The following is a 20,680-nucleotide window of genomic DNA, read 5'->3' as shown; positions in this document are numbered from 1 at the left end:
GGTCGTGCTGTGAGCATCTCGGTGCTGGTACTGGGTGGGACCGGCGAAGCGCGTCGGCTCGCCGCCGAACTCACCGAACGCACCGGCTACACCGTAGTGTCCTCGCTGGCAGGGCGCGTGCGCGATCCCCGGGTTCCGGACGGCGCGGTCCGCGTCGGCGGGTTCGGCGGCGAAGAGGGCCTGGCGGCGTGGGTGCGGGAGCACGCGATCGACGTCGTGATCGACGCGACCCACCCCTTCGCCGATCGGATGACCACCAACGCCGTCGGAGCGGCCCGGCGCACCGGGTGCGGGCTGCTGATCCTCCGCCGCCCGGGCTGGCAGGAGCAGCCGGGTGACGACTGGCGCTGGGTGAGCTCGCTGCCGGAGGCCGCGCAGTCGCTGACCCCGGCTCAGCGGCGGGTCTTCCTGGCGACCGGGCGTCAGGGCCTGGCCGCCTTCGCCGACCTCGACGATCACGAGTTCCTGCTGCGCTGCGTCGATCCGCCGGATCCGGAATCCCCGCGTCCCCGCCACCTGGAGGTGCTGCAGGAGCGCGGGCCGTTCGCGGTCGCGGGGGAGTTGCAGCTGCTCCGAGAGCACCGCATCGACGTGGTCGTGACCAAGGACAGCGGAGGTGAGATGACCGCGGCGAAGCTGGTGGCAGCCCGTGAGCTCGGGTTGCCGGTGATCGTCGTGCGCCGTCCTCCGCCACCCGAGGCGCCACGCGTGGCGACCGTGGAGGCCGCCATCGCGTGGCTCGACGACTACGCCGGATAGCGCCGCGGCGTGTAGGTGACCGTGCTGTCACCGCGCTGCACCACGCGCGTGGTGGACGAGCCGATGATCAGCAGGCACCGCATGTCGACGTCGTCCGGGTCGAGATCCGCCAACGTGGTCACCGTGATGTGCTCGTTCGCGTACCCGGCGTTGCGGCCGATGATGACCGGCGTCTGCGGACTCCGGTGCTCCAGCAGCAGGTCCCGCGCGGCGGAGACCTGCCACTTGCGGCTGCGCGAGGCAGGGTTGTAGAGCGCCAGCACGAGATCGGCCTCGGCGGCCGCGGTGAGGCGCTTGGCGATCTGGTCCCACGGCTTGAGGCGGTCGGACAACGACAGCACGCAGTAGTCGTGTCCCAGCGGCGCGCCCGCGCGGCTGGCGACCGCGTGCGCCGCGCTCAGGCCCGGCAGCACCCGCACGTCCACCTTCTCGAACCTGGGGTCCGCGGCGGCTTCCAGGACGGCCGTGGCCATGCCGAATACGCCGGGGTCGCCCGAGGAGACCACCGCGACGCGAGAACCGTTGAGCGCCAGCTCCAGCGCGTGCTCCGCGCGCTCGGCCTCCACCCGGTTGTCCGAGGCGTGCCGCACCTGCCGCGGGTTGGCCGGAACCCGGTCCAGGTACGGGCCGTACCCGACGAGTTCGTCGGCGGTGGCCAGGGCGTCCTGCGCCTGCGGGGTCAGCCACGAGCGCTCCGCGGGACCGAGCCCGACCACCACGACCTCGCCCACCTGCGCGGGCGCCGGAGGGGTGGGGGCGGGAGTCCCGTCCGCCTGCGGGCGGTTGGCCGGGCTGGGGATCAGCGCCAGCGAGAAGTAGGGGACCGACTCGGGATCCACCTCGGCGAGCGGCTCGAAGCGCTCGCGGTCGGTCGAGGCGCGCTCGACGTACCAGGCCTCGTCGAGCCGGCCGGACTTGTCCAGCGCCTCGCGGACCGACCCGAACGTGCGCCCCAGCTTGAGGATCGCCGCGGCGTCGGTGCCCGCGAGCCGTTCGGCGAGGACGTCGCTCGGCAGGGTTCCCGGGAGCACGGTCAGCACCTCGTCGCGCTCCACGAGCGGGCGGCCCAGGGAGGCCGACGCGGCGCTCATCGACGTCACGGCCGGCACGACCTCCGTCGGGTAGCGGTGCGCGAGCCGCTTGTGCATGTGCATGTAGGAGCCGTAGAAGAGCGGATCTCCCTCGCACAGGACGACGACGTCCCGTCCCGCGTCGAGGTGCGCGGCGAGGCGGCCGGCGCTGTCGGCGTAGAAGTCGTCGATCGCGCCCTGGTACCCGCCGGGGTGGTCGGTGCCCTCGGTGGTCACCGGGTAGACCAGCGCCTCCTCGATCTGGCCACCCGGCAGGTACGGCTCGGCCAGCGAGTAGGCGATGCTGCGACCGTGGCGGGCGCTGTGGAAAGCGATCACGTCCGCCGAGCCGATGAGCCGGACGGCCTTGATCGTGGCGAGCTCCTTGTCGCCGGGACCGAGGCCCACGCCCCAAAGACGGCCCGTGGAAGGGCTGGTTTCTTCCGCTGCGTTCATTCTTCCTCGCTCGCAATTGCATTGATGGCGGCTGCGGTGAGAGCGCTGCCGCCGCGACGCCCGTGCACGACCACGTACTCCAGTCCGAGGTCGTTGCGGGCCAGCGCCACCTTGGACTCGGCGGCACCGATGAAGCCGACCGGGATGCCCAGCACCGCAGCGGGAACCCCGGCCCCTTCGGCCACGAGTTCCAGCAGCCGGAACAGCGCGGTCGGCGCGTTGCCGACGGCCACCACGGCGCCGTCGAGCCGGCCGCGCCACAGCTCCATCGCCGCCGCGCTCCTGGTGTTGCGCAGCTCGCTCGCCAGTTCCGGGACCTGCGGATCGCCCAGCGTGCAGATCACCTCGTTGTCGGCGGGCAGGCGCTTGCGCGTGACACCGGCGGCGACCATGTTGGCATCGCACAGGATCGGGGCACCGCGCCGCAAGGCCGCGCGGGCGGCGAGGACCGCGTTGGCGGAGACGTCCAGGTCGTCGACGATGTCGACCATCCCGCAGGAATGAACCATGCGCACCGCGACCTGAGCGGCCTCGGGTGACAACCCGGACAGGTCCGTCTCGGCGCGGATGGTGGCAAAGGACTGGCGGTAGATCTCCGCGCCGTCGCGGATGTAGTCGTTCACTCATTCCCTCCGGGACGCCGCGACCGCGGTGGCGGCGTCATCGATGTTGCCGTTGTGCGTGCGGACCTGACCGTCGTGGCTCACCTGGTAACCGCCCTCGGTGGCGACCACGTCGACGACGTCCCCCCGGGGAACACCGCAGCGGCGGCTGCATCCGGCCCAGTGCACGGCTCTTCCTCCCGGCAGCAGCGGCAACGCGCGTGCTGCGTCGGTCTGCACGTCGGCGAGCGCCTTGCCGCATCCCGGGCGGCCGGTGCACGCGGTGACGCCGATCCACGGCGACATCGGGTCGGTCACGAGCCCAGCGCGCTCCACAGTGGACACGTGCTTCCGGTGCGGGTCGAGCATGAACGGGATCAGCGCGCCGCGCCACGGAGTGAGACGGATCTCGCCCGCACCGGCGTCGGCCACCTCGGCGAGCGCGGCCGCCTGCTCGCCCGACAACCGGCCCAGCGGGACCACGGTCGCGAGGGTGACCTGCCCGTCCCTGCCCTCGAGCGTCCCGGCGGGAACGATCGTCTCGGGCTCCGGCCGATCGGGCATGGCCGCGTCCTGCCGGAGCTGGTGATCGGTGCCGTCGAGCACGGCGAGCACTCTCGCGGTCACCCGGGGCGATCCCCGGTCGAGCTCGGCCAATCGCCACGCGCCCGAGCTCTGCTCCTCGCGCTCGGCCAGGAACGCGCGGGCTGCGACGTGCATCACCGCAGCGGCGCTCGCCGGGGGCATTCGCACTCCGGTGTCGGTGCCTGCCAGCAGCAGCGCGACCTCGTGCGGGCCGACCGCGATGACCGACACGTCGCCGCCCAGGCCTGCGACGTCGCCGCGGCCGTCGTCGAAGGCGAACAGGAAGCGTCCGGACAGCGCGGTGAGTTCTGGATCACCGCACAACTTCTCGTCCAAGTCGGTGACCAGGGGCTGGACGTCGAGGAGGCCGATCCGATCGCATCCGCTCAGCGGCGAACCGAGGATGTTGCGCACCCGCTCGTGCGGGACGGAGGGCAGCAGCCCGGCCGCGGAGAGCCTGCGCGCCAACTCCTCTCCCGAGTCCTCGCGCAAGCCGCGGACCTGCAGGTTCCCGCGCGAGGTGAGTTCGATATGCTGATGTCCGAGCTCGTGGGCGGCAGTTGCCACCGACCGCATCTGATCAGCGGTCAGCCTGCCGCCGGGAACGCGGATCCGTGCCAGGCCACCGTCCTCGGCCGGGTGCAGGCGCACCGCGCCCGGGCAGGCGTCGTCCCGGAGCCGGGAATCGTGGTCGTAGGTGGGCACGGCGATACATGGTAGTTGCGGCTTGTTTGCAACATCAGCGCCTGTCGGTAGGATCACCGGCGACTGCAGCAGGGGAGGAAGCCGGTGCGATTCCGGCGCGGTCCCGCCACTGTCACCGGGGAGCAAACCCCACCACGAGGTCACGGCCGAGTTCGGCTGGAAGACCGGGGTGCGCGCCGATCCGGGAGCCAGGAAACTCCGCCTGCCGTGCCCACCCAGCCATGTCCGGGGCGAGGACCCCGAGAGAGGTGCACCATGCGAACCGCGTCCTGGCCGCCTGCGCTCGGCGAAGTCATCGCGCTGCCGACGAAGCACGTCGAGGAATTCACCGCATGATCCTGCTCTTGTCCACATCGGATACCGACCTCCTCAGCGCGCGCGCCAGCGGCGCGGACTTCCGCCTCGCCAATCCGGCGCGCGTGGAAGCCGGGGAACAGCTGGAGGAACTCGTCGAGGGCACCGACCTCGTCGTCGTGCGCATCCTGGGCGGACGCCGCGCGTGGGAGGCCGGTCTCGACCAGCTGCTCGCGGGACCGCGCCCGGTGGTCGTGCTCGGCGGCGAGCAAGCTCCCGACGCCGAGCTCATGGAGTGCTCCACCGTCCCGGGCGGTGTGTGCGCCGAGGCGCACAGCTACCTCGCCCACGGCGGGCCGGAGAACCTCTCCGAGCTCTACAACTTCCTCAGCGACACGGTGCTGTTCACCGGAAACGGCTTCGAACCGCCGGTTCCGGCTCCTTCCTGGGGTGTGCTGGAGCGCGAGCCCCGCACCACCGAGGGGCCGACGGTCGCGGTCCTCTACTACCGCGCGCACCACATGGCCGGCAACACCGCGTTCGTGCACACCATCTGCGAGGCGATCGAGGACGCGGGAGCCCAAGCGCGGCCGCTGTTCTGCGCCTCGCTGCGCGCCCCGGACCCGGAACTGCTGGATGCGCTCGGTGGTGCCGACGCGCTCGTGGTGACCGTGCTGGCGGCCGGAGGTACCCGTCCCGCAACGGCTTCCGCCGGTGGCGACGACGAGGCCTGGGACATCGGCAAGCTCGCCGAGCTGGACATCCCGATCCTGCAGGGCCTGTGCCTCACCAGCAGCCGCGAGCAGTGGGAGGCCAACGACGACGGTCTGTCGCCGATGGACGCCGCCACCCAGATCGCGGTGCCGGAGTTCGACGGCCGTCTCATCACCGTGCCGTTCTCGTTCAAGGAGAACGACTCCCAGGGCCTGCCGGTCTACGTCGCCGATCCCGAGCGCGCCGCGCGGGTCGCCGGGATCGCGGTCGGCTACGCGCGGTTGGGTCACGTGCAGGCCGCCGACCGCCGCGTCGCGCTGATGCTCTCGGCCTACCCGACCAAGCACGCGCGCATCGGCAACGCCGTGGGCCTGGACACCCCGGTCAGCGCTGTGCGCCTGCTGCAGGCGCTGCGGGACCAGGGCTACGACGTGGGGCCGGAGACGGGTTCCGGCGCCGTTCCCGGGCTCGCCGAGCAGGACGGCGACGCGCTGATCCACGCCATGATCGCGGCCGGTGGACAGGACCGCGACTGGCTGACCGAGGACCAGCTGACGTCCAACCCGATCCGCCTGCCCGCCAAGCGCTACCGGCAGTGGTACGAGACGCTCCCGGCCGAACTGCGCGAGCAGGTCGAGCAGCACTGGGGCCCGCCGCCCGGTGAGCTGTTCGTCGACAAGTCCCAGGACCCCGAGGGCGAGATCGTCCTCGCCGCACTGCGTTTCGGCAACGTGGTGCTGATGGTGCAGCCGCCGCGCGGTTTCGGCGAGAACCCGATCGCTATCTACCACGACCCGGACCTGCCGCCGAGCCACCACTACCTGGCCGCCTACCGGTGGATCGCCGACGACTTCGGCGCGCACGCCATGGTGCACCTCGGCAAGCACGGCAACCTGGAGTGGCTGCCGGGCAAGTCGGCGGGCCTGTCGGCCTCCTGCGCACCCGACGCCGCGCTGGGCAACCTCCCGCTGATCTACCCGTTCCTGGTCAACGACCCGGGGGAGGGCACCCAGGCCAAGCGCCGGGTGCACGCTACCCTGGTCGACCACCTCGTGCCGCCGATGGCGCGCGCGGAGAGCTACGGCGACATCGCTCGCTTGGAGCAGCTCCTCGACGAGCACGCCAACATCGCCGCGATGGACCCGGCGAAGCTCCCGGCGAGCCGCAGCCAGATCTGGACGCTGATCCAGGCCGCCAAGCTCGACCACGACCTCGGGCTCGCGGAACGCCCGCACGACGCGGAGTTCGACGACTTCCTGCTCGACGTCGACGGGTGGCTGTGCGAGGTCAAGGACGCTCAGATCCGCGACGGCCTGCACATCCTCGGTGACGCACCGACCGGGCCCGCTCGGGTCAACCTCGTGCTGGCGATGCTGCGGGCGCGGCAGATGTGGGGTGGGCGCAGCCAAGCGCTGCCGGGCCTCCGCGAAGCCCTGGGCATGTCCGAGGACGGCAGCGCCTCGCGCGAGCAGACCGACGACGCCGAGTCACAGGCGCACGCGCTGGTCGAGGAGATGGAGCGCCTCGACTGGGCTCCGGACGCCGCGGACGCCGCGTGCCGCGAGGTGCTGGGTCGTTCCGACGAGACCGTGGCCGGCGTGCTCACCTTCGCGGCCAACGAGATCATCCCGCGCCTGGCGGCCACCACCGACGAGGTCACGGCCGCCCTGCACGCGCTGGAAGGCGGTTTCGTTCCGGCCGGTCCCAGCGGTTCTCCGCTGCGCGGACTGATCAACGTGCTGCCGACGGGCCGCAACTTCTACGCGGTCGACCCCAAGGCCGTGCCGAGCCGGCTGGCGTGGGAAACCGGCCAGGCGATGGCCGATTCCCTCCTGGAGCGCTACCAGGCGGACACCGGGACGTGGCCGCAGTCGGTGGGGCTGTCGGTCTGGGGAACCTCCGCCATGCGGACCTCCGGTGACGACGTCGCCGAAGTCCTCGCGCTGCTGGGCGTTCGCCCGACCTGGGACGAGCAGTCCCGCCGGGTCAACGGCCTGGAGCCGATCCCGCTGGAGGACCTGGGCCGTCCGCGCATCGACGTCACCATCCGCATCAGCGGGTTCTTCCGCGACGCGTTCCCGCACGTCGTGGCCCTGCTCGACGACGCGGTGCGGATGGTCGCCGACCTCGATGAGCCCGACGACCAGAACTTCGTGCGGGCGCACTCCCGGGCGGACCTGGACACCCACGGGGATCAGCGTCGCGCGACGATGCGGATCTTCGGCTCGAAGCCTGGTTCCTACGGCGCGGGCGTGCTGCCCGCGATCGACAGCCGCGACTGGCGCGGCAACGAGGACCTGGCCGAGGTCTACACGGTGTGGGGCGGTTTCGCCTACGGCCGCGACCTCGACGGCGTCCCGGCGCGGGAGGACATGGAAGGTGCTTTCCGACGGATCTCGGTGGCCGCGAAGAACACCGACACCCGCGAGCACGACATCGCCGACTCCGACGACTACTTCCAGTACCACGGCGGCATGATCGCCACGATCCGCGCGCTGACCGGCAAGGACCCGGCGGCCTACATCGGCGACAGCACGCGGCCGGACTCGGTCAAGACCCGCTCCCTGCACGAGGAGACGGCGCGGGTGTTCCGCGCTCGCGTGGTCAACCCGCGATGGCTGTCGGCCATGCGGCGGCACGGCTACAAGGGCGCTTTCGAGCTCGCGGCCACTGTGGACTACCTGTTCGGCTACGACGCCACGACAGGTGTCGTCGCGGACTGGATGTACGAGAAGCTGGCCGAGAGCTACGTGCTGGACTCCGAGAACCAGGAGTTCATGCGGACTTCCAACCCGTGGGCCCTGCACGGGATCACCGAGCGGCTCCTCGAAGCGGCCGACCGCAAGCTGTGGGAGGAGCCGGACCCGGAGACCCTCCAGGCTCTGCGCGAGGTCTACCTCCAGGCGGAGGGCGACCTCGAAGACGGCCCGGCCTGACGAACGGCGAGACCCCCGGCCGGGACTTCCCGGCCGGGGGTCTCGCGCGTCCGGGGGTTCACGGCCGGTCCCACTGGACGGGTAGGGAGCTCGGTCCGCGCAGGGCGACGCCGACCTGGCTGCGCACCCGCACCTGCTCGGTGGTCGCCTCCGGGTGCAGGCGCAGTCCCGGGAGGCGTTCGAGCAGGACCGCCAGGGCGGTGCGCAGTTCGGCGAGGGCCAGCCAGGTTCCCGCGCAGGTGTGGGGTCCCTGCCCGAACGCGAGCATCGCCGTCTCGCGCCGGGTGATGTCGAAGCGGTGCGGGTCGGGGAACTTCGCCGGGTCGCGCAGTGCGGCGTTGATCGAGAAGATCATGAACGTGTTCGCCGGAACGTCGATCCCGTGCCACGTGGTGGTTTCCGGGCACAACCGAGGCAGCAGTCCTACCGGAGGCTCCCACCGCAGGCCCTCCCAGACCGCCCAGGGCACGTGCTCCTGCGGATCGGAGCGGACCAGGTCGAGCTGGTCGGGGTGGGTCAGCAGGCCGGTCAGGAGGTTGGCCAGCCCGAGCGTGGTGGTGTCCGCGCCGGCGGGGAACAGCAGGCGCAGGAACGACAGCACCTGCTCGTCGGTGAGCGCCTCGTCCTCCGCGGATTCGGTGACCAGCTTGGAGATCAGGTCGTCCCCGGGTTCGGACCGCCGCCGTTGCAGGACCGGCCGGATGTAGTCGGTGAACTCCCGGGAGCTGGACTTGGCCGCCTCGGGCTCGAACGGGTAGTAGAACAGGTCGTGCGCCCAGCGGCGGACGGTCTGCTCGTCCTCGACCGGCAGGCCGAGCAGGCGGCTGATCACCAGTACCGGGTAGCTGCTGGTGAACTCCTCGACCAGGTCCGCCTCGCCCCGATCGATGATCCGGTCGATGAGCTCGTGCGCCAGCGGTTCGAGGATCGGTTCGACGTAGTCGGTGGCGCGGTTGCGGCGGAACGGCGGCGACGCGATCGCCCGGTTGATGCGGTGCTCGCGCCCGGACATGCACTGCAACGTGCGCCCCAGGACGGGGCCGGTGGTCAGCGGGTAGATCGCCGATGCCGGGAACGTGTCCTCGTCCTTGAACGCAGCGCTGACCAGCTCGTGGGTGAGCAGCAGCAGCGCGTGCGTTCCGGCGAAGGGCACCACCGCGTGCGGCTTGCTCGCCCGCAGCTCGGCGAGGACCTGGTGGATCTCGGGCGCGTCTTCGAAGGCGAAGTCGATGCCGTCGAGATCAGCGGTTGCCGCCAACGGTGAAGTCGTCACGGGAAGACCCTCCCTATCCGAATATTCGAACCGGTAAGGTGAGTATGTGAATAGCACGGTAGGGAGTTCGACCACGGATGGCAAGGGGCGTTCCCCGTCGCCGCCGACCGAGCGGGTCGTGGCCGTCGTCGAGCTGCTGGCGGGTCGCGAGAACCCGCTCGGGGCGGCCGAGATCGCTGACGAGCTGCGGCTGAGCCGGTCGACGGCGCTCGCGGTCCTGACCTCCCTGGCCGAGCGCGGGTGGGTGTCGCGCGGGACCGACCTGCGCTATCGGCTCGGAGCGCGGCTGATCGGGCTCACCGCGCGCGGCGCATCGGAACCGGCGGTGCCCCCGGGTGCCGAGGAGGCCCTGCGCGAGCTGGCCGAGGCAGCCGGGTGCGGGGTAGCGCTGAGCGCCGTCACGGCGACCGAACTCACCTTCGTCGCGGTGTTCGCCGGCGAGGGCCGCATCCCGGCGGGGATCACCCGCGACACCGTCGTGCCGCTGCGGGCTCCGGCCGGTGCCTCTGCGGTCGCCTTCCGCTCCGAGCAGGAGCAGGCCCGATGGCTGGCGGGCGCCGACGAGGCTCACCGCGACCGGCTCGCCGAAGCCCTGCGGCTCCTGCGCTCCGAGTTCGTCGCCGCCTGGGGGATCGGGGCCGCCGCTCCCGCTCAGCTCGACGTGCTGGCCGACGTGGTCGAACACCTCGCCGAGCACCCGGCTCCGCGCGAGCTGCGCTCCCGCGTGCGCTCGCTGATGACCGACATCAGCGGCCTCCCCTACGCGGAGGCCGACGTCGCCTCGGAGGACCCGCTGCCGCTGAGCTACCTGGTCGCCCCCATCTTCGACGCCACAGGCGCCCCCGCCTGGGAGCTCCAACTGGGCCCCCTCCGCGCCTCGGCCGACCGCGACGAGCGAAACCACTACATCACCCACTTGCGCACCACGGCCCAAAACCTCAGCCAGCCCGAACAATCCCCCCAAATCCACAGAAGACGGTGAGGTCCCACTCGCGCCACCCGCTCCCGCAGGGTGTCGTCGTGGTCGGCCGGTCCCAGTTTTAGTCCAAACCGAGCCATGATCATGCCCGAAATGTCCGCTCAATTTGGACTAAAACTGGGGCCGGGTGCGTACCTCGCGACGGCGGACGGCCGAGTCGCAGGCAGCGGTGTTCGTGGTTGCGCAGGGCTGGAGTTCGGCGATGCGGCCGGGTGCGGTGTGCCATAGCATCGCATTCGCACGGCTCTTCGCCAGACTTCGCGAGGGGGGCGGATGTCCGGTCCACACGGCCAGTCCGAGGATTCCACCCAGTCGGAATTCGACGGGGAGCCGGAGCTGTCCGCGGAGGAGCAGAAGCTGCGAGGCGTGCCGTCCGAGGTTCCCGACGACCCGATCCGCAACGTCTACTACGTGGCGTTCGTGGCCGCTCTGGGCGGCCTGCTGTACGGGTACGACACCGGCGTCATCTCCGGCACCCTGATCCAGATCGCCCGGGACTTCGGGATCACCGAGTCCTACGAGCTGTTCGGCGGCACCGTCTCCGGGCACACCATCCAGGAGGCGATCACCGCCTCGATCCTGGTCGGCGCGGTGGTCGGCGCGCTCGGCGCCGGGTGGTTCGCGACGCGGTTCGGTCGCCGGGCGACCATCATCACGGTCGCGGTGATCTTCGCCGTCGGCGTGGTGCTCGCCGGCATGTCACCCGAACCCCTCACGCTCATCGGCAGCCGCCTGCTGCTGGGGCTGGCGGTGGGCGGCTGCACCCAGACGATCCCCACCTACATCGCCGAGCTCTCACCGCCGGAGAGGCGCGGTGGCTTCGTGACGTTCTTCAACGTGGCCATCGGGCTCGGGATCCTCAGCGCCGCTCTGGTCAACGTGGTGTTCAAGGACGCGGGCTGGCACTGGAAGATCGTGGTCGCCGTCGTCCCCGCCGTGCTGCTGATCCTCGGGATGCTGCGGGCTCCCGAGAGCCCGCGCTGGCTGGTGAACAACAACCACGTCGGCGCCGCGCGGATGGTGCTGCGCTGGGTCAGGCCGGACGGCGAGGCCGCCGATGACGAGGTGGGGCAGATCCGTCACGTGCTGCGCCGCGAGAACGAGGCGGAGGGCGGTCCCTGGTCTGCGCTGGGGGAGGCGTGGTTGCGCCCGGCGCTGATCGCGGGTCTCGCGGTCGCGGTCTTCACCCAGATCACCGGCCTGGAGATGATGATCTACTACACGCCGGTCATCCTGTCCATGGTCGGTTTCTCGTCGGACTTCGCGCTGTGGGCCAACGTCGGGGTCGGCGTCGTGTACGTCGTGATGACCGTCGTCGGCAAGCTCGTGGTCGACCGGCTCGGCCGACGACGGTTGATGCTCACCATGCTGCCGGGCTCGGCGCTCTCGATCGCGCTGTTCGGCCTGGTGTTTCTCGTCGCCGGTGACAAGCCGAACCCGTGGCTCGCCCTGGTCCTCCTGCTGGCGTTCATGTTCTTCCAGGCGGGCGGCATCCAGGTGGTCGGCTGGCTGCTCGGCTCGGAGATCTACCCGCTGAGGATCCGCCCGGCCGCCACCGGCCTGCACGCAGCATCCTTGTGGGGCGCGAACCTGCTGGTCACCTCCACCGCCCTGACCCTGGTGAACGCCCTGAGCCTCGGCGGAGCGATGCTGGTCTACGCGGCCCTCAACGTCGCCGCGCTGATCGTCATCTACTTCCGGGTGCCCGAAACCAAGGGCCGTTCCCTGGAAACCATCGAGCAGAGCCTCAAACGCGGTACCTTCCTCCCAGAACCCGCCAACAGGTCCTGAACGCCTCGTCGTGCCCCGGGAAGTTCCGACGGTGCACCAGGTGATGACGGTCGGCGCCGGACTCCACCGGGTTGCCGAGTGAGGTCGGACGCCGTATTTCCGTTTCGTCCGTTGGGGGTTCGTGGCGGGTAACGGTGCGGACAAGGACCCCTGACTTCGCCCGTTCGGTCCTCTAGCGTCGCCCGGACGCACGACCGCGTGGCGCGGGGCCACGGGGACGCGCGTTCAGGTCGCACCGGTCGGGGAGGGGTGGTCGCCGCATGTCAGAGCGAGCGTGGACCAGGTTCGGGAGGTCGTGGCGTCGTCGGGGCGCTGGAGCGGTCGCCTGCGCGGTCGTGGCGGTGATGGCACCGGTCGCTCCGCAGGCGCAGGCGTCCGGTGTGGCGTACCCGGACGCCGAGTGGAGCGAGGCGTGGATCCCCTCGCCGTCGAGCGCGGGGGAGGCGACGCTGCACGCCGACGTCCTGCGCCCCAAGGGCGCCAAGGAGACCGACAGGACACCGGTGATCCTCTCGGTCGGGCCGTACTTCAACCATTCCGGCCAAACCGGTCCCGCGGGCCTCGTCGAAGGAACGCCGTACGACCCCGTCGGGCCCAACGCCGGTCCCTCCGAGCGGTTCCAGGACTTCGTCGAGGGCTCCGGGCTGCTGAAGCAGGGCTACACCTTCGTCATGGTGGACCTGCGCGGCTTCGGCGGCTCCAGCGGATGCCTGGACTGGTCGGGGCCGGGGGAGAAGGCCGACGTGGTCAACGCCGTCACGTGGGCGGCGAACCAGCCGTGGTCGACGGGCCGGGTCGGTATGTACGGCAAGTCCTACGACGGGCTGACCGGACTGGTCGGCGTCAACGAACGACCGCCGGGGCTGTCCGCCGTCGTCAGCCAAGAACCGGTGTACGACGACTACCGGTACCTCTACGGCGACGGTATGCGCCGGATGAACTCGGTGGCGACGCCCGCGCTCTACGACGCCATCGCCGCCTCCCCGGGACCGATCACCGACGCGGCCGGGTACAACGCGCGGAGCCTCAGCGATCCGGTGTGCCTCGCCCAGAACCTCGCGAAGCAGGCGGGCGACGACCGGCACGACTCGGAGTTCTGGCGGCAGCGCAACCTGATCCCCGGCGCGGCCGGCTCGCACGTCCCGCTGTTCCTCGCCCAGGGCCTGACGGAGAACAACACCGTCGCCGACGGAATGCAGGAATACCTGGAGAACCACGTGGGTTACGAGCGGACCTGGCTGGGGCCGTGGGAACACGTGCGCGGCAACGAGACCGACGAGACCGGCCGGCTCAAGATGGGACGGCAGGGCTGGTTCGACGAGGTCATGCGCTTCTACGACCGCTTCCTCAAGGACCGGGCCCCGGCGGTCGCGGACCCGCCGCACGCGGTGCAGACCAACGACGGGCTCTGGCGCTCGGAAGCCCGGTGGCCCGCGGCCGACATGCGCGAGTTCCGGACGCCGCTGAAGGGCGGCACCTACGTCGACCACGCCCAATCCGCCGCCACCGCAGCCGGTTCCACGTCGGGCAAGCCCACGGACCCGGCCGTCACCTCGGGTGTGTGGACCGTGTCGAACCCGCTGCCCCACGACGTTCACCTCTCGGGCTCGCCGAAGGCCTCGGTCGACGTCACCACGGCGCTGCCGAACGCCAACCTGGTCGTCGACGTCTACGACCTCGGCCCGGACGGAACCGGCCCGCTGATCACGCGCCAGGGGCACCTCGTGCGCCGGCCGGGTGAGTCGACGGTCCCGCTGCGCCTCTGGGGCGCGGACTGGAAGCTGCCGGCAGGCCACCGGATCGGCGTGCGCGTCACCGACAACAACCAGGACTGGTGGCGCCTGGCCGCACCCAGCGCGCAAACCGTGGAGGTCCGGGGCGGTTCGGTCGATCTGCCCTTCCTCGAACACCGCCGCACGATGACGGTCCAGGGCGCTCCGGGCGTGCAGCTCGCGGGTTACCTCGACCAGCAGCGGGCCAGCGCCCCGGCCGAAGCCACCGACGGATCGGTCGACTTCGCCCTGCCGGGACCGCTCCTGGACCCGCCGCCGGGCTCGGAGTTCACCGGCGGCTACGTCGAACCCGTCGGCGGGCGGTGACATCACGGTGGGGCGACTCGGAAACGCGTCGCCCCACCGCCTTTCGCGAGACTCGCGCGACAGGTCAGAACGGGTAGCGCTCGACCTCGGACTGCACGGTGATCCACTGGACGTCGCAGAACGTCTCCAGGTTCACCGAAGTCCCGAAGTGACCGCCGGAACCGGAGGCCTTGGTGCCGCCGAAGGGAGCGGTCGCCTCGTCGTCGACGGTCTGATCGTTGATGTGGACGGCGCCGGACTTGATCCGGTCGGCCAGGGTGAACGCGCGGAACGGGTCGGCGGTCAGGATCGACACGGACAGGCCGTACTCGGAGGAGTTGATGATCTCGACGGCCTCCTCGACGGTGTCGTAGGCGATGACCGGCGCGACCGGGCCGAAGACCTCCTCCGCGAACGCCGGGGCGTCCAGGGGCACGTCGGTGAGCACGGTGGGCCGGTAGTAGGGGCCTTCGTGCGTGCCGCCCGCCAGCAGCTCGGCGCCGGCGTCGACGGTGCGCTGCACGATGTCGCGGATCCGCTCCAGCTGGTTCGCGTCGATGATCGGGCCGAGGGCGTTGGCCGGGTCGGCCGGGTCGCCGACCGGCAGGTTCTCGGCCTTCTCGGCGAGCAGCCTGGCGTACTCGTCCAGCTTGTCGCGGGGGACGAGGTGACGGCCGGTGGTCATGCAGATCTGGCCCTGGTGCAGGAACGAGCCCCACGCGCCTGCCGAGGCCGCGGCCTCGATGTCGGCGTCGGGGAGCACGAGCATGGCGTTGTTGCCGCCCAGTTCGAGGTGCACCTTCTTCAGCAGCGGGGCCGCGGCTTCGCCGATCTTGCGCCCTGCCGCTGTCGAGCCGGTGAACGACAGGCACGGGACGTCGGGGTGGGTGACCAGGGCGGCACCGACGTCAGCCCCTGCGGGCAGCACGTGCAGCAAGCCGTCGGGCAGGCCCGCTTCGGCGAGGAGTTCGGCGAGCACGAGCCCGCCGGAGATCGAGGTGCGCGGATCCGGCTTGAGCACCACCGCGTTGCCCAGCGCCAGCGCGGGCGCCACCGAGCGCATTGACAGGATGCCGGGGAAGTTGAACGGGCTGATCACGCCCACCACTCCGACGGGCACGTGCCGCCCGACCGACAGGCGGGGCTTCTGCGAGCGCAGCAGCTGGCCGTACGGCTGAGCCGCCAGCCCGGCCGACTCGCGCAGCTCGGAGGCCACCAGAGCGGCCTCGAAAGACGCTTTGCCCTGCCCGGAGCCGGATTCGGGGACCAACCAGCGGGTCAGCCGAGCCGGGTCGGCGGCCAGAAGCTCGGCCGCCTTCGACAAGACCGCGGCTCGGTCGGTGTAGGGCCGCGACGCCCACTCCGCTTGCGCGGCCCCGGCCGCGGCGACCGCCGCGTCCAGATCGGAGCGGTCGGCTTGGCCGATTGAAGCGAGGGCCGCACCCGTCGCCGGTGCCGTGATCACCGACGTGCCGCCGCTGCCGGGGACGAATCCGCCGGTGCTGTAGATCTTGTCTTCCCAGATGGTGCTCATCGTTGTCTTTCGACTCGGGTGGTCAGTGCCGTCGCCACGTGCCGCAGCACGGGAACCGGTATCGCTCGGTCACCCTCGGGCACCCGGTGCCGACGTCAAACCAGGTCCTTCCGGCCAGTGGTAGCGGGCGGGTCTTCCGCCTCCCATCACGAGTAGGTTAGCCTAACCTAAAGTACGGAGGTGAGATCGTGGACTGCCCACCCATTCCCTCGTCGGCGGAGCGTGCCAAGACACTCGCCGCTCGACCTGCCGGTGTGAACGTGACGTGCGGTGACCTCGCCGGCCGCATCACCCCGGTTCTGCTGCACACGCACGCGAGCGGCGAGGTCATGATGGTGCTGCCGTCCGACAGCCCGGTCGTCGATTCGGTCATGAAGGCCCGCCAGCGGCGAGCGGGCGCGCTCGTCGAGCTCGCCGACCACGCGCCCGTTCCGATGCGCGGGCAGGTCCGCGGGTTGCTCTGGATCACCGGTTGGCTGACCTTGCTCACCGGTGAGAGCGCCCGGGAGCGGGCGTGGGAGGTCTCCCACGAGCTGGCGGACGAGCGGCTGCTCGACGTCGGTCACACGGCGAGCGTCGTGCTGCTGGAGCCGGTCTCGCTGACGCTCGGCGATGGCGAGGGAACCGAGCAGATCGATCCCGCGGACTTCGCCGCCGCTGAGCGCGACTCGTTCTGGGCTCGCGAATCGCACTGGCTGCAGCACCTGCAGTGCCGGCACTCGGACGTCGTCAGCATGCTCGCTCGGCACCTGCCCGGCCCGCTGCTCCGCTCCGGGCCCGTGATGCCGCTCGGGATCGACCGGCTGGGGATCCGGCTGCGGGTCGAGACCAGCGACGGCGACCGCGATGTGCGGCTGGGCTTCTCCCGATCGGTGACGACGGAGGAGGAGCTCTCCGCCGAAGTGCGACGACTCGCGGGCCTGGGGTCGACGCTCGCGCTCGGGGAAAGTGCCCGTTCGTCCGGCGTCGACTAGGAGCTGTTGAGGAATTGTTCTGCGTGGCGGTGTGTGCGCCGCTCCTGATGCATGTCGTGTGGGTGGGGAAGTTTTCATGAAAACTTCCCCACCCACACGACATGAGCGGCCACAACGGCCAACGGAGTCGAAACCGCACGTCAGAGGGTTATCGAAGTCGATCAGCAACACGCGTTCGGTGGTTCGCAGCCGCGCGAGGCGGGGAGTCTAGGGTTGGCAGGCCACCCGTCCACCCTCGTCGATGCTCCCGGAGACGACCGCGTGTCTGATCAGTTCGTCCATCTGCATGTTCACACAGAGTTCTCGATGCTCGACGGTGCGGCGAAGCACGACGCGCTGTTCGCCGAGGTCAGCAGACTTGAGCAGCCAGCGGTGGCGATGACCGACCACGGGAACATGTTCGGCGCGCACTCCTTCTACGAGAAGGCGGTGGGCGCCGGGGTCAAGCCGATCATCGGCATCGAGGCCTACATCGCTCCGGAGAGCCGGTTCCACAAGAAGCCCGTGTTCTGGGGCGAGCGCGCCCGCACGGGCAAGAAGGAAGTCGACGAGTACGGCGAGAGCGGCGACGTCTCGGGTGCCGGCGCCTACACGCACATGACGATGCTCGCCCAGAACTCCACCGGGCTGCGCAACCTGTTCCGGTTGTCGTCGATGGCGAGCATGCAGGGGTTCTTCCGCAAGCCACGGATGGACAAGGAGCTCATCGCCGAGCACGCCGAGGGCATCATCGCCACCTCCGGCTGCCTGGCGGGCGAGATCCTCACCCGGTTGCGGCTGGGGCAGAAGCAGGAGGCGCTCAAGGCCGCCTCCGACTACAAGGACATCTTCGGTCCGGACCGGTTCTTCATCGAGGTCATGGACCACGGCATCCAGATGGAACGCAACATCCGCGGTGAGCTGCTCGACATCGCCAAGCAGCTCGACCTGCGGACGGTGGCGACCAACGACAGCCACTACGTGACCAACGACCAGGCCGGGCACCACGACGCGCTGCTGTGCCTGCAGACCCGGTCCATGATCGCCGACACCGATCGGTTCAAGTTCAACGGCGACGGCTACCACATCAAGAGCTCCGAGGAGATGCGCGAGTACTGGGACGAGGAGGTCCCCGGGGCGGCCGACAGCACGCTGATGATCTCGGAGATGGTCGAGGGCTACGAGGAGGCCTTCGCCGCGCACAACCGGATGCCGCAGGCCAAGGTCGAGGTCGGCCGCACCGACGTGGAGGTCTTGCGCGACGAGGTCGAGGAGTTCATCCCGACCCGCTTCAAGGACGGCGAGTTCACCCAGGAGTACCGCGACCAGCTCGAATGGGAGCTGAAGGTCATCACGGAGAAGGGCTACAGCTCCTACTTCCTGGTGGTCGGCGACATGATCCGGTGGGCCAAGAACAACGGCATCCGCGTGGGCCCGGGGCGTGGTTCGGCGGCGGGTGCGCTGCTGTCCTACGTCCTGCACATCATCGACATCGACCCGCTCCAGCACGGGTTGCTCTTCGAGCGGTTCCTCAACCCCGAGCGCGACTCGCCGCCGGACATCGACATCGACTTCGACGAGCGCCAGCGCGAGCGGGTCATCCAGTACGCCAAGGAGAAGTACGGCGACGAGTTCTTCGCCAAGGTCATCACCTACGGCACGATTAAGACCAAGGCCGCGTTCAAGGACGCCGCCCGAGTGCACCTGGGGCAGGCGGGTTTCCAGCTCGCCGACCAGTTCTCCAAGGCGCTGCCCGCGCCGATCGCCGCTAAGGACATCCCGCTGTCGGGCATCGTCGACCCGGACCACGAGCGCTACCCGGAGGCCGCCGAGGTGCGGTCGCTGATCGAGACCGATCCGCAGATCGGCAAGATCTTCGACACCGCCCGCGGCCTGGAGGGGCTGATCCGCAACGCCGGTGTGCACGCCTGCGCGCACATCATCTCGCGAGAGCCGCTGCTGGACGTGCTGCCGCTGTGGAAGCGCGACGACGGCGAGATCATCACCGGGTGGGACGGCCCGCAGTGCGAGGCCGTGGGACTGCTCAAGATCGACATCCTCGGACTGGTCAACATGACCACGATCGACGACACCGTGCGGATGGTGAAGACCAACCACGGTGCCGAGGTCGAACCGCTGGACATCCCGCTCGACGACGACCCGACCTACGAGATGCTGGGGCGCGGCGAGAGCCTGGGAGTGTTCCAGCTCGAAGGTGGCGGCATGCAGTCGCTGCTCAAGCGCATGCAGCCCACCCGGTTCGGCGACATCGTGGCCTGCGTGGCGCTGTACCGGCCGGGCCCGATGGACGTCAACGCGCACCTGGACTACGCCGACCGCAAGAACGGCAGGAAACCGGTCGAGCCGATCCACCCGGAGCTGGACGAGCCGCTGAAGGACATCCTCGGCGAGACCTACGGTCTGATCGTCTACCAGGAGCAGATCATGGCGATCGCGCAGAAGGTCGCCGGGTACACCCTCGGACAAGCCGACCTGCTGCGTCGTGCGATGGGCAAGAAGAAGAAGTCCGTCATGGACGAGCAGTTCGCCCGGTTCGAGGCGGGCATGAAGGAACGCGGCTACTCCAAGGAAGCCATCGACCAGCTGTGGGCGACGGTCCTGCCCTTCGCGGGATACGCGTTCAACAAATCCCACGCCGCCGCGTACGGGCTGGTCACCTACTGGACCGCCTACCTCAAGGCGCACTACCCGGCCGAGTACATGGCCGCGCTGCTGACCGCCAACAGCAACAACAAGGACAAGACCGCGGTCTACCTCTCCGAGTGCCGGCGCATGGGCATCCAGGTGCTGCCGCCGGACGTGAACGAGTCCATGACCCAGCACACCGCCGTCGAGGGCCGCATCCGCTTCGGCATGGGCGCGATCCGCAACGTCGGTGCCAACGTCGTGGAGTCGGTCATCGGCTCCCGCGAGGCGAAGGGCAAGTTCTCCTCGTTCACCGACTTCCTCGACAAGATCGAGATCACCGCGTGCAACAAGCGGGTCATCGAGTCGCTGATCAAGGCGGGGGCGTTCGACTCGCTCGGCCACTCCCGGATGTCGCTCAACGCCCACCACGAGGCCGCGGTGGACGCGGTGATCGGTCTCAAGCGGCAGCAGGCGATGGGCCAGTTCGACCTCTTCGGCGGGGACGACAGCGGGTCCAGCGAGGACACGTCGCCGTTGACGCACCTGCAGTTCACCGACGAGGAGTGGCCGCGCAAGCAGCTGCTGGCCTACGAGCGCGAGATGCTCGGCCTCTACGTCTCCGCGCACCCGCTGGACGGCGCGGAGCGGCTGCTCGCGCCCTACCAGGACACCAGCATCGCCGAGCTGATCGGCGGTGAGCGCGAGCCCTCGGGCTACGGCAGCAAGGAGCAGCAGCCCAAGATCGCCGGGATGATCTCCGGGATCCAGCGGCGGCTCAACAAGAACGGCCAGCCCTGGGCGATCGTGACGCTGGAGGACTTCGAGGCCAGCATCGAGGTGCTGTTCTTCCCGAAGTCCTACGAGATGTTCGCCGACTGCCTGGTCGAGGACAACGCGCTCGCGGTCAAGGGCCGGGTCAACGAGCGCGAAGGCGAGATCAGCGTGTTCGCCTCCGACGCGGTGCCGATCGACATCACCGCGGCCGAGACGGACCCCGGCAGCGAACCGCCGCTCGTGCTGCGCGCCGATTCCCGCAAGCTCAACGCCGAGGTGATCAGCGAGCTCAAGCAGACGTTCCTCGCGCACAAGGGCACCACCCCGGTGCACGTGCACCTCGGCAAGACCCGGCTGGAACTGCCGAAGTGGCCGGTCAACGTGTGCACCGAGCTCGTCTCGGAGCTCAAGTCCGTGCGCGGCATCGCCGTGGAGCGCGCCGGCCGGTAGGTGAACTCGGGAGGTGGGGGAAGTTTTCATGAAAACTTCCCCCACCTCCCACCCGGCCGACGGCCCGCGATCGGTGGC

12 protein-coding genes and 1 riboswitch are annotated in these 20,680 nt (G+C 70.2%); of the genes, 7 read left to right on the top strand and 5 right to left on the bottom strand.

Going from position 1 to position 20,680, the window contains the following annotated elements; translation table 11 throughout:
* Positions 1-15: 15 nt before the first annotated feature.
* Positions 16-759: a cobalt-precorrin-6A reductase gene (locus ACYVF3_RS10335; protein ID WP_461154054.1), complete on the top strand. Its 744-nt coding sequence runs from the start codon at positions 16-18 to the stop codon at positions 757-759.
* Here the strand turns inward: ACYVF3_RS10335 and ACYVF3_RS10330 are convergent.
* Genes ACYVF3_RS10330 through cobG form a run of 3 tightly spaced genes read right to left on the bottom strand, consistent with a single transcriptional unit; the run spans position 747 to position 4,177 of the window.
* On the bottom strand, positions 747-2,285 hold the full coding sequence (locus tag ACYVF3_RS10330; RefSeq protein WP_461153993.1) for a precorrin-2 C(20)-methyltransferase: 1,539 nt from the start codon (positions 2,283-2,285) through the stop codon (positions 747-749). The two genes, ACYVF3_RS10335 and ACYVF3_RS10330, sit on opposite strands and share 13 nt — an antisense overlap.
* On the bottom strand, positions 2,282-2,908 hold the full coding sequence (locus tag ACYVF3_RS10325; RefSeq protein ID WP_461153992.1) for a precorrin-8X methylmutase: 627 nt from the start codon (positions 2,906-2,908) through the stop codon (positions 2,282-2,284). The genes ACYVF3_RS10330 and ACYVF3_RS10325 overlap by 4 nt, the downstream gene beginning before the upstream one ends.
* Positions 2,909-4,177, bottom strand: a complete 1,269-nt coding sequence (cobG, locus tag ACYVF3_RS10320) for a precorrin-3B synthase (protein WP_461153991.1) — start codon at positions 4,175-4,177, stop codon at positions 2,909-2,911.
* Positions 4,178-4,251: 74 nt separating this feature from the next.
* A riboswitch (cobalamin riboswitch) is annotated at positions 4,252-4,376 on the top strand.
* 133 nt (positions 4,377-4,509) lie between these two features.
* Between cobG and cobN the strand changes: the two genes are divergently transcribed.
* Positions 4,510-8,121 (top strand): cobaltochelatase subunit CobN, encoded by a 3,612-nt coding sequence (gene cobN / locus ACYVF3_RS10315; RefSeq protein ID WP_461153990.1) that lies wholly within the window; start codon positions 4,510-4,512, stop codon positions 8,119-8,121.
* 58 nt (positions 8,122-8,179) lie between these two features.
* On the opposite strand, the gene ACYVF3_RS10310 is transcribed toward cobN, so the two are convergent.
* Complete coding sequence (locus ACYVF3_RS10310) at positions 8,180-9,394, bottom strand: cytochrome P450 (RefSeq protein ID WP_461153989.1); 1,215 nt, start codon at positions 9,392-9,394, stop codon at positions 8,180-8,182.
* 46 nt (positions 9,395-9,440) lie between these two features.
* Here ACYVF3_RS10310 and ACYVF3_RS10305 point away from each other — a divergent pair, with 46 nt between their 5' ends.
* The 3 genes from ACYVF3_RS10305 (at position 9,441) to ACYVF3_RS10295 (ending at position 14,263) form a co-directional block, all read left to right on the top strand.
* Complete coding sequence (locus tag ACYVF3_RS10305) at positions 9,441-10,376, top strand: helix-turn-helix domain-containing protein (RefSeq protein WP_461153988.1); 936 nt, start codon at positions 9,441-9,443, stop codon at positions 10,374-10,376.
* 270 nt (positions 10,377-10,646) lie between these two features.
* Positions 10,647-12,164: a sugar porter family MFS transporter gene (locus ACYVF3_RS10300; RefSeq protein ID WP_461153987.1), complete on the top strand. Its 1,518-nt coding sequence runs from the start codon at positions 10,647-10,649 to the stop codon at positions 12,162-12,164.
* 260 nt (positions 12,165-12,424) lie between these two features.
* On the top strand, positions 12,425-14,263 hold the full coding sequence (locus ACYVF3_RS10295; protein WP_461153986.1) for a CocE/NonD family hydrolase: 1,839 nt from the start codon (positions 12,425-12,427) through the stop codon (positions 14,261-14,263).
* 64 nt (positions 14,264-14,327) lie between these two features.
* On the opposite strand, the gene ACYVF3_RS10290 is transcribed toward ACYVF3_RS10295, so the two are convergent.
* Positions 14,328-15,776, bottom strand: coding sequence for an aldehyde dehydrogenase family protein (locus ACYVF3_RS10290; RefSeq protein ID WP_461153985.1), 1,449 nt, complete (start codon positions 15,774-15,776; stop codon positions 14,328-14,330).
* A 254-nt stretch (positions 15,777-16,030) separates the two neighbouring features.
* On the opposite strand from ACYVF3_RS10290, the gene ACYVF3_RS10285 reads away from it, so the two are divergent.
* Entirely contained in the window at positions 16,031-16,750 is a 720-nt protein-coding gene (locus tag ACYVF3_RS10285) for a DUF2470 domain-containing protein (RefSeq protein ID WP_461153984.1), read from the top strand.
* A gap of 261 nt (positions 16,751-17,011) precedes the next feature.
* Entirely contained in the window at positions 17,012-20,602 is a 3,591-nt protein-coding gene (gene dnaE / locus ACYVF3_RS10280) for a DNA polymerase III subunit alpha (protein ID WP_461153983.1), read from the top strand.
* Positions 20,603-20,680 lie beyond the last annotated feature (78 nt).

Source organism: Saccharopolyspora tripterygii, from assembly GCF_054778355.1.
Note: the sequence above shows the minus strand (reverse complement) of the source record. Positions and strands in the feature narration are given on the sequence as shown.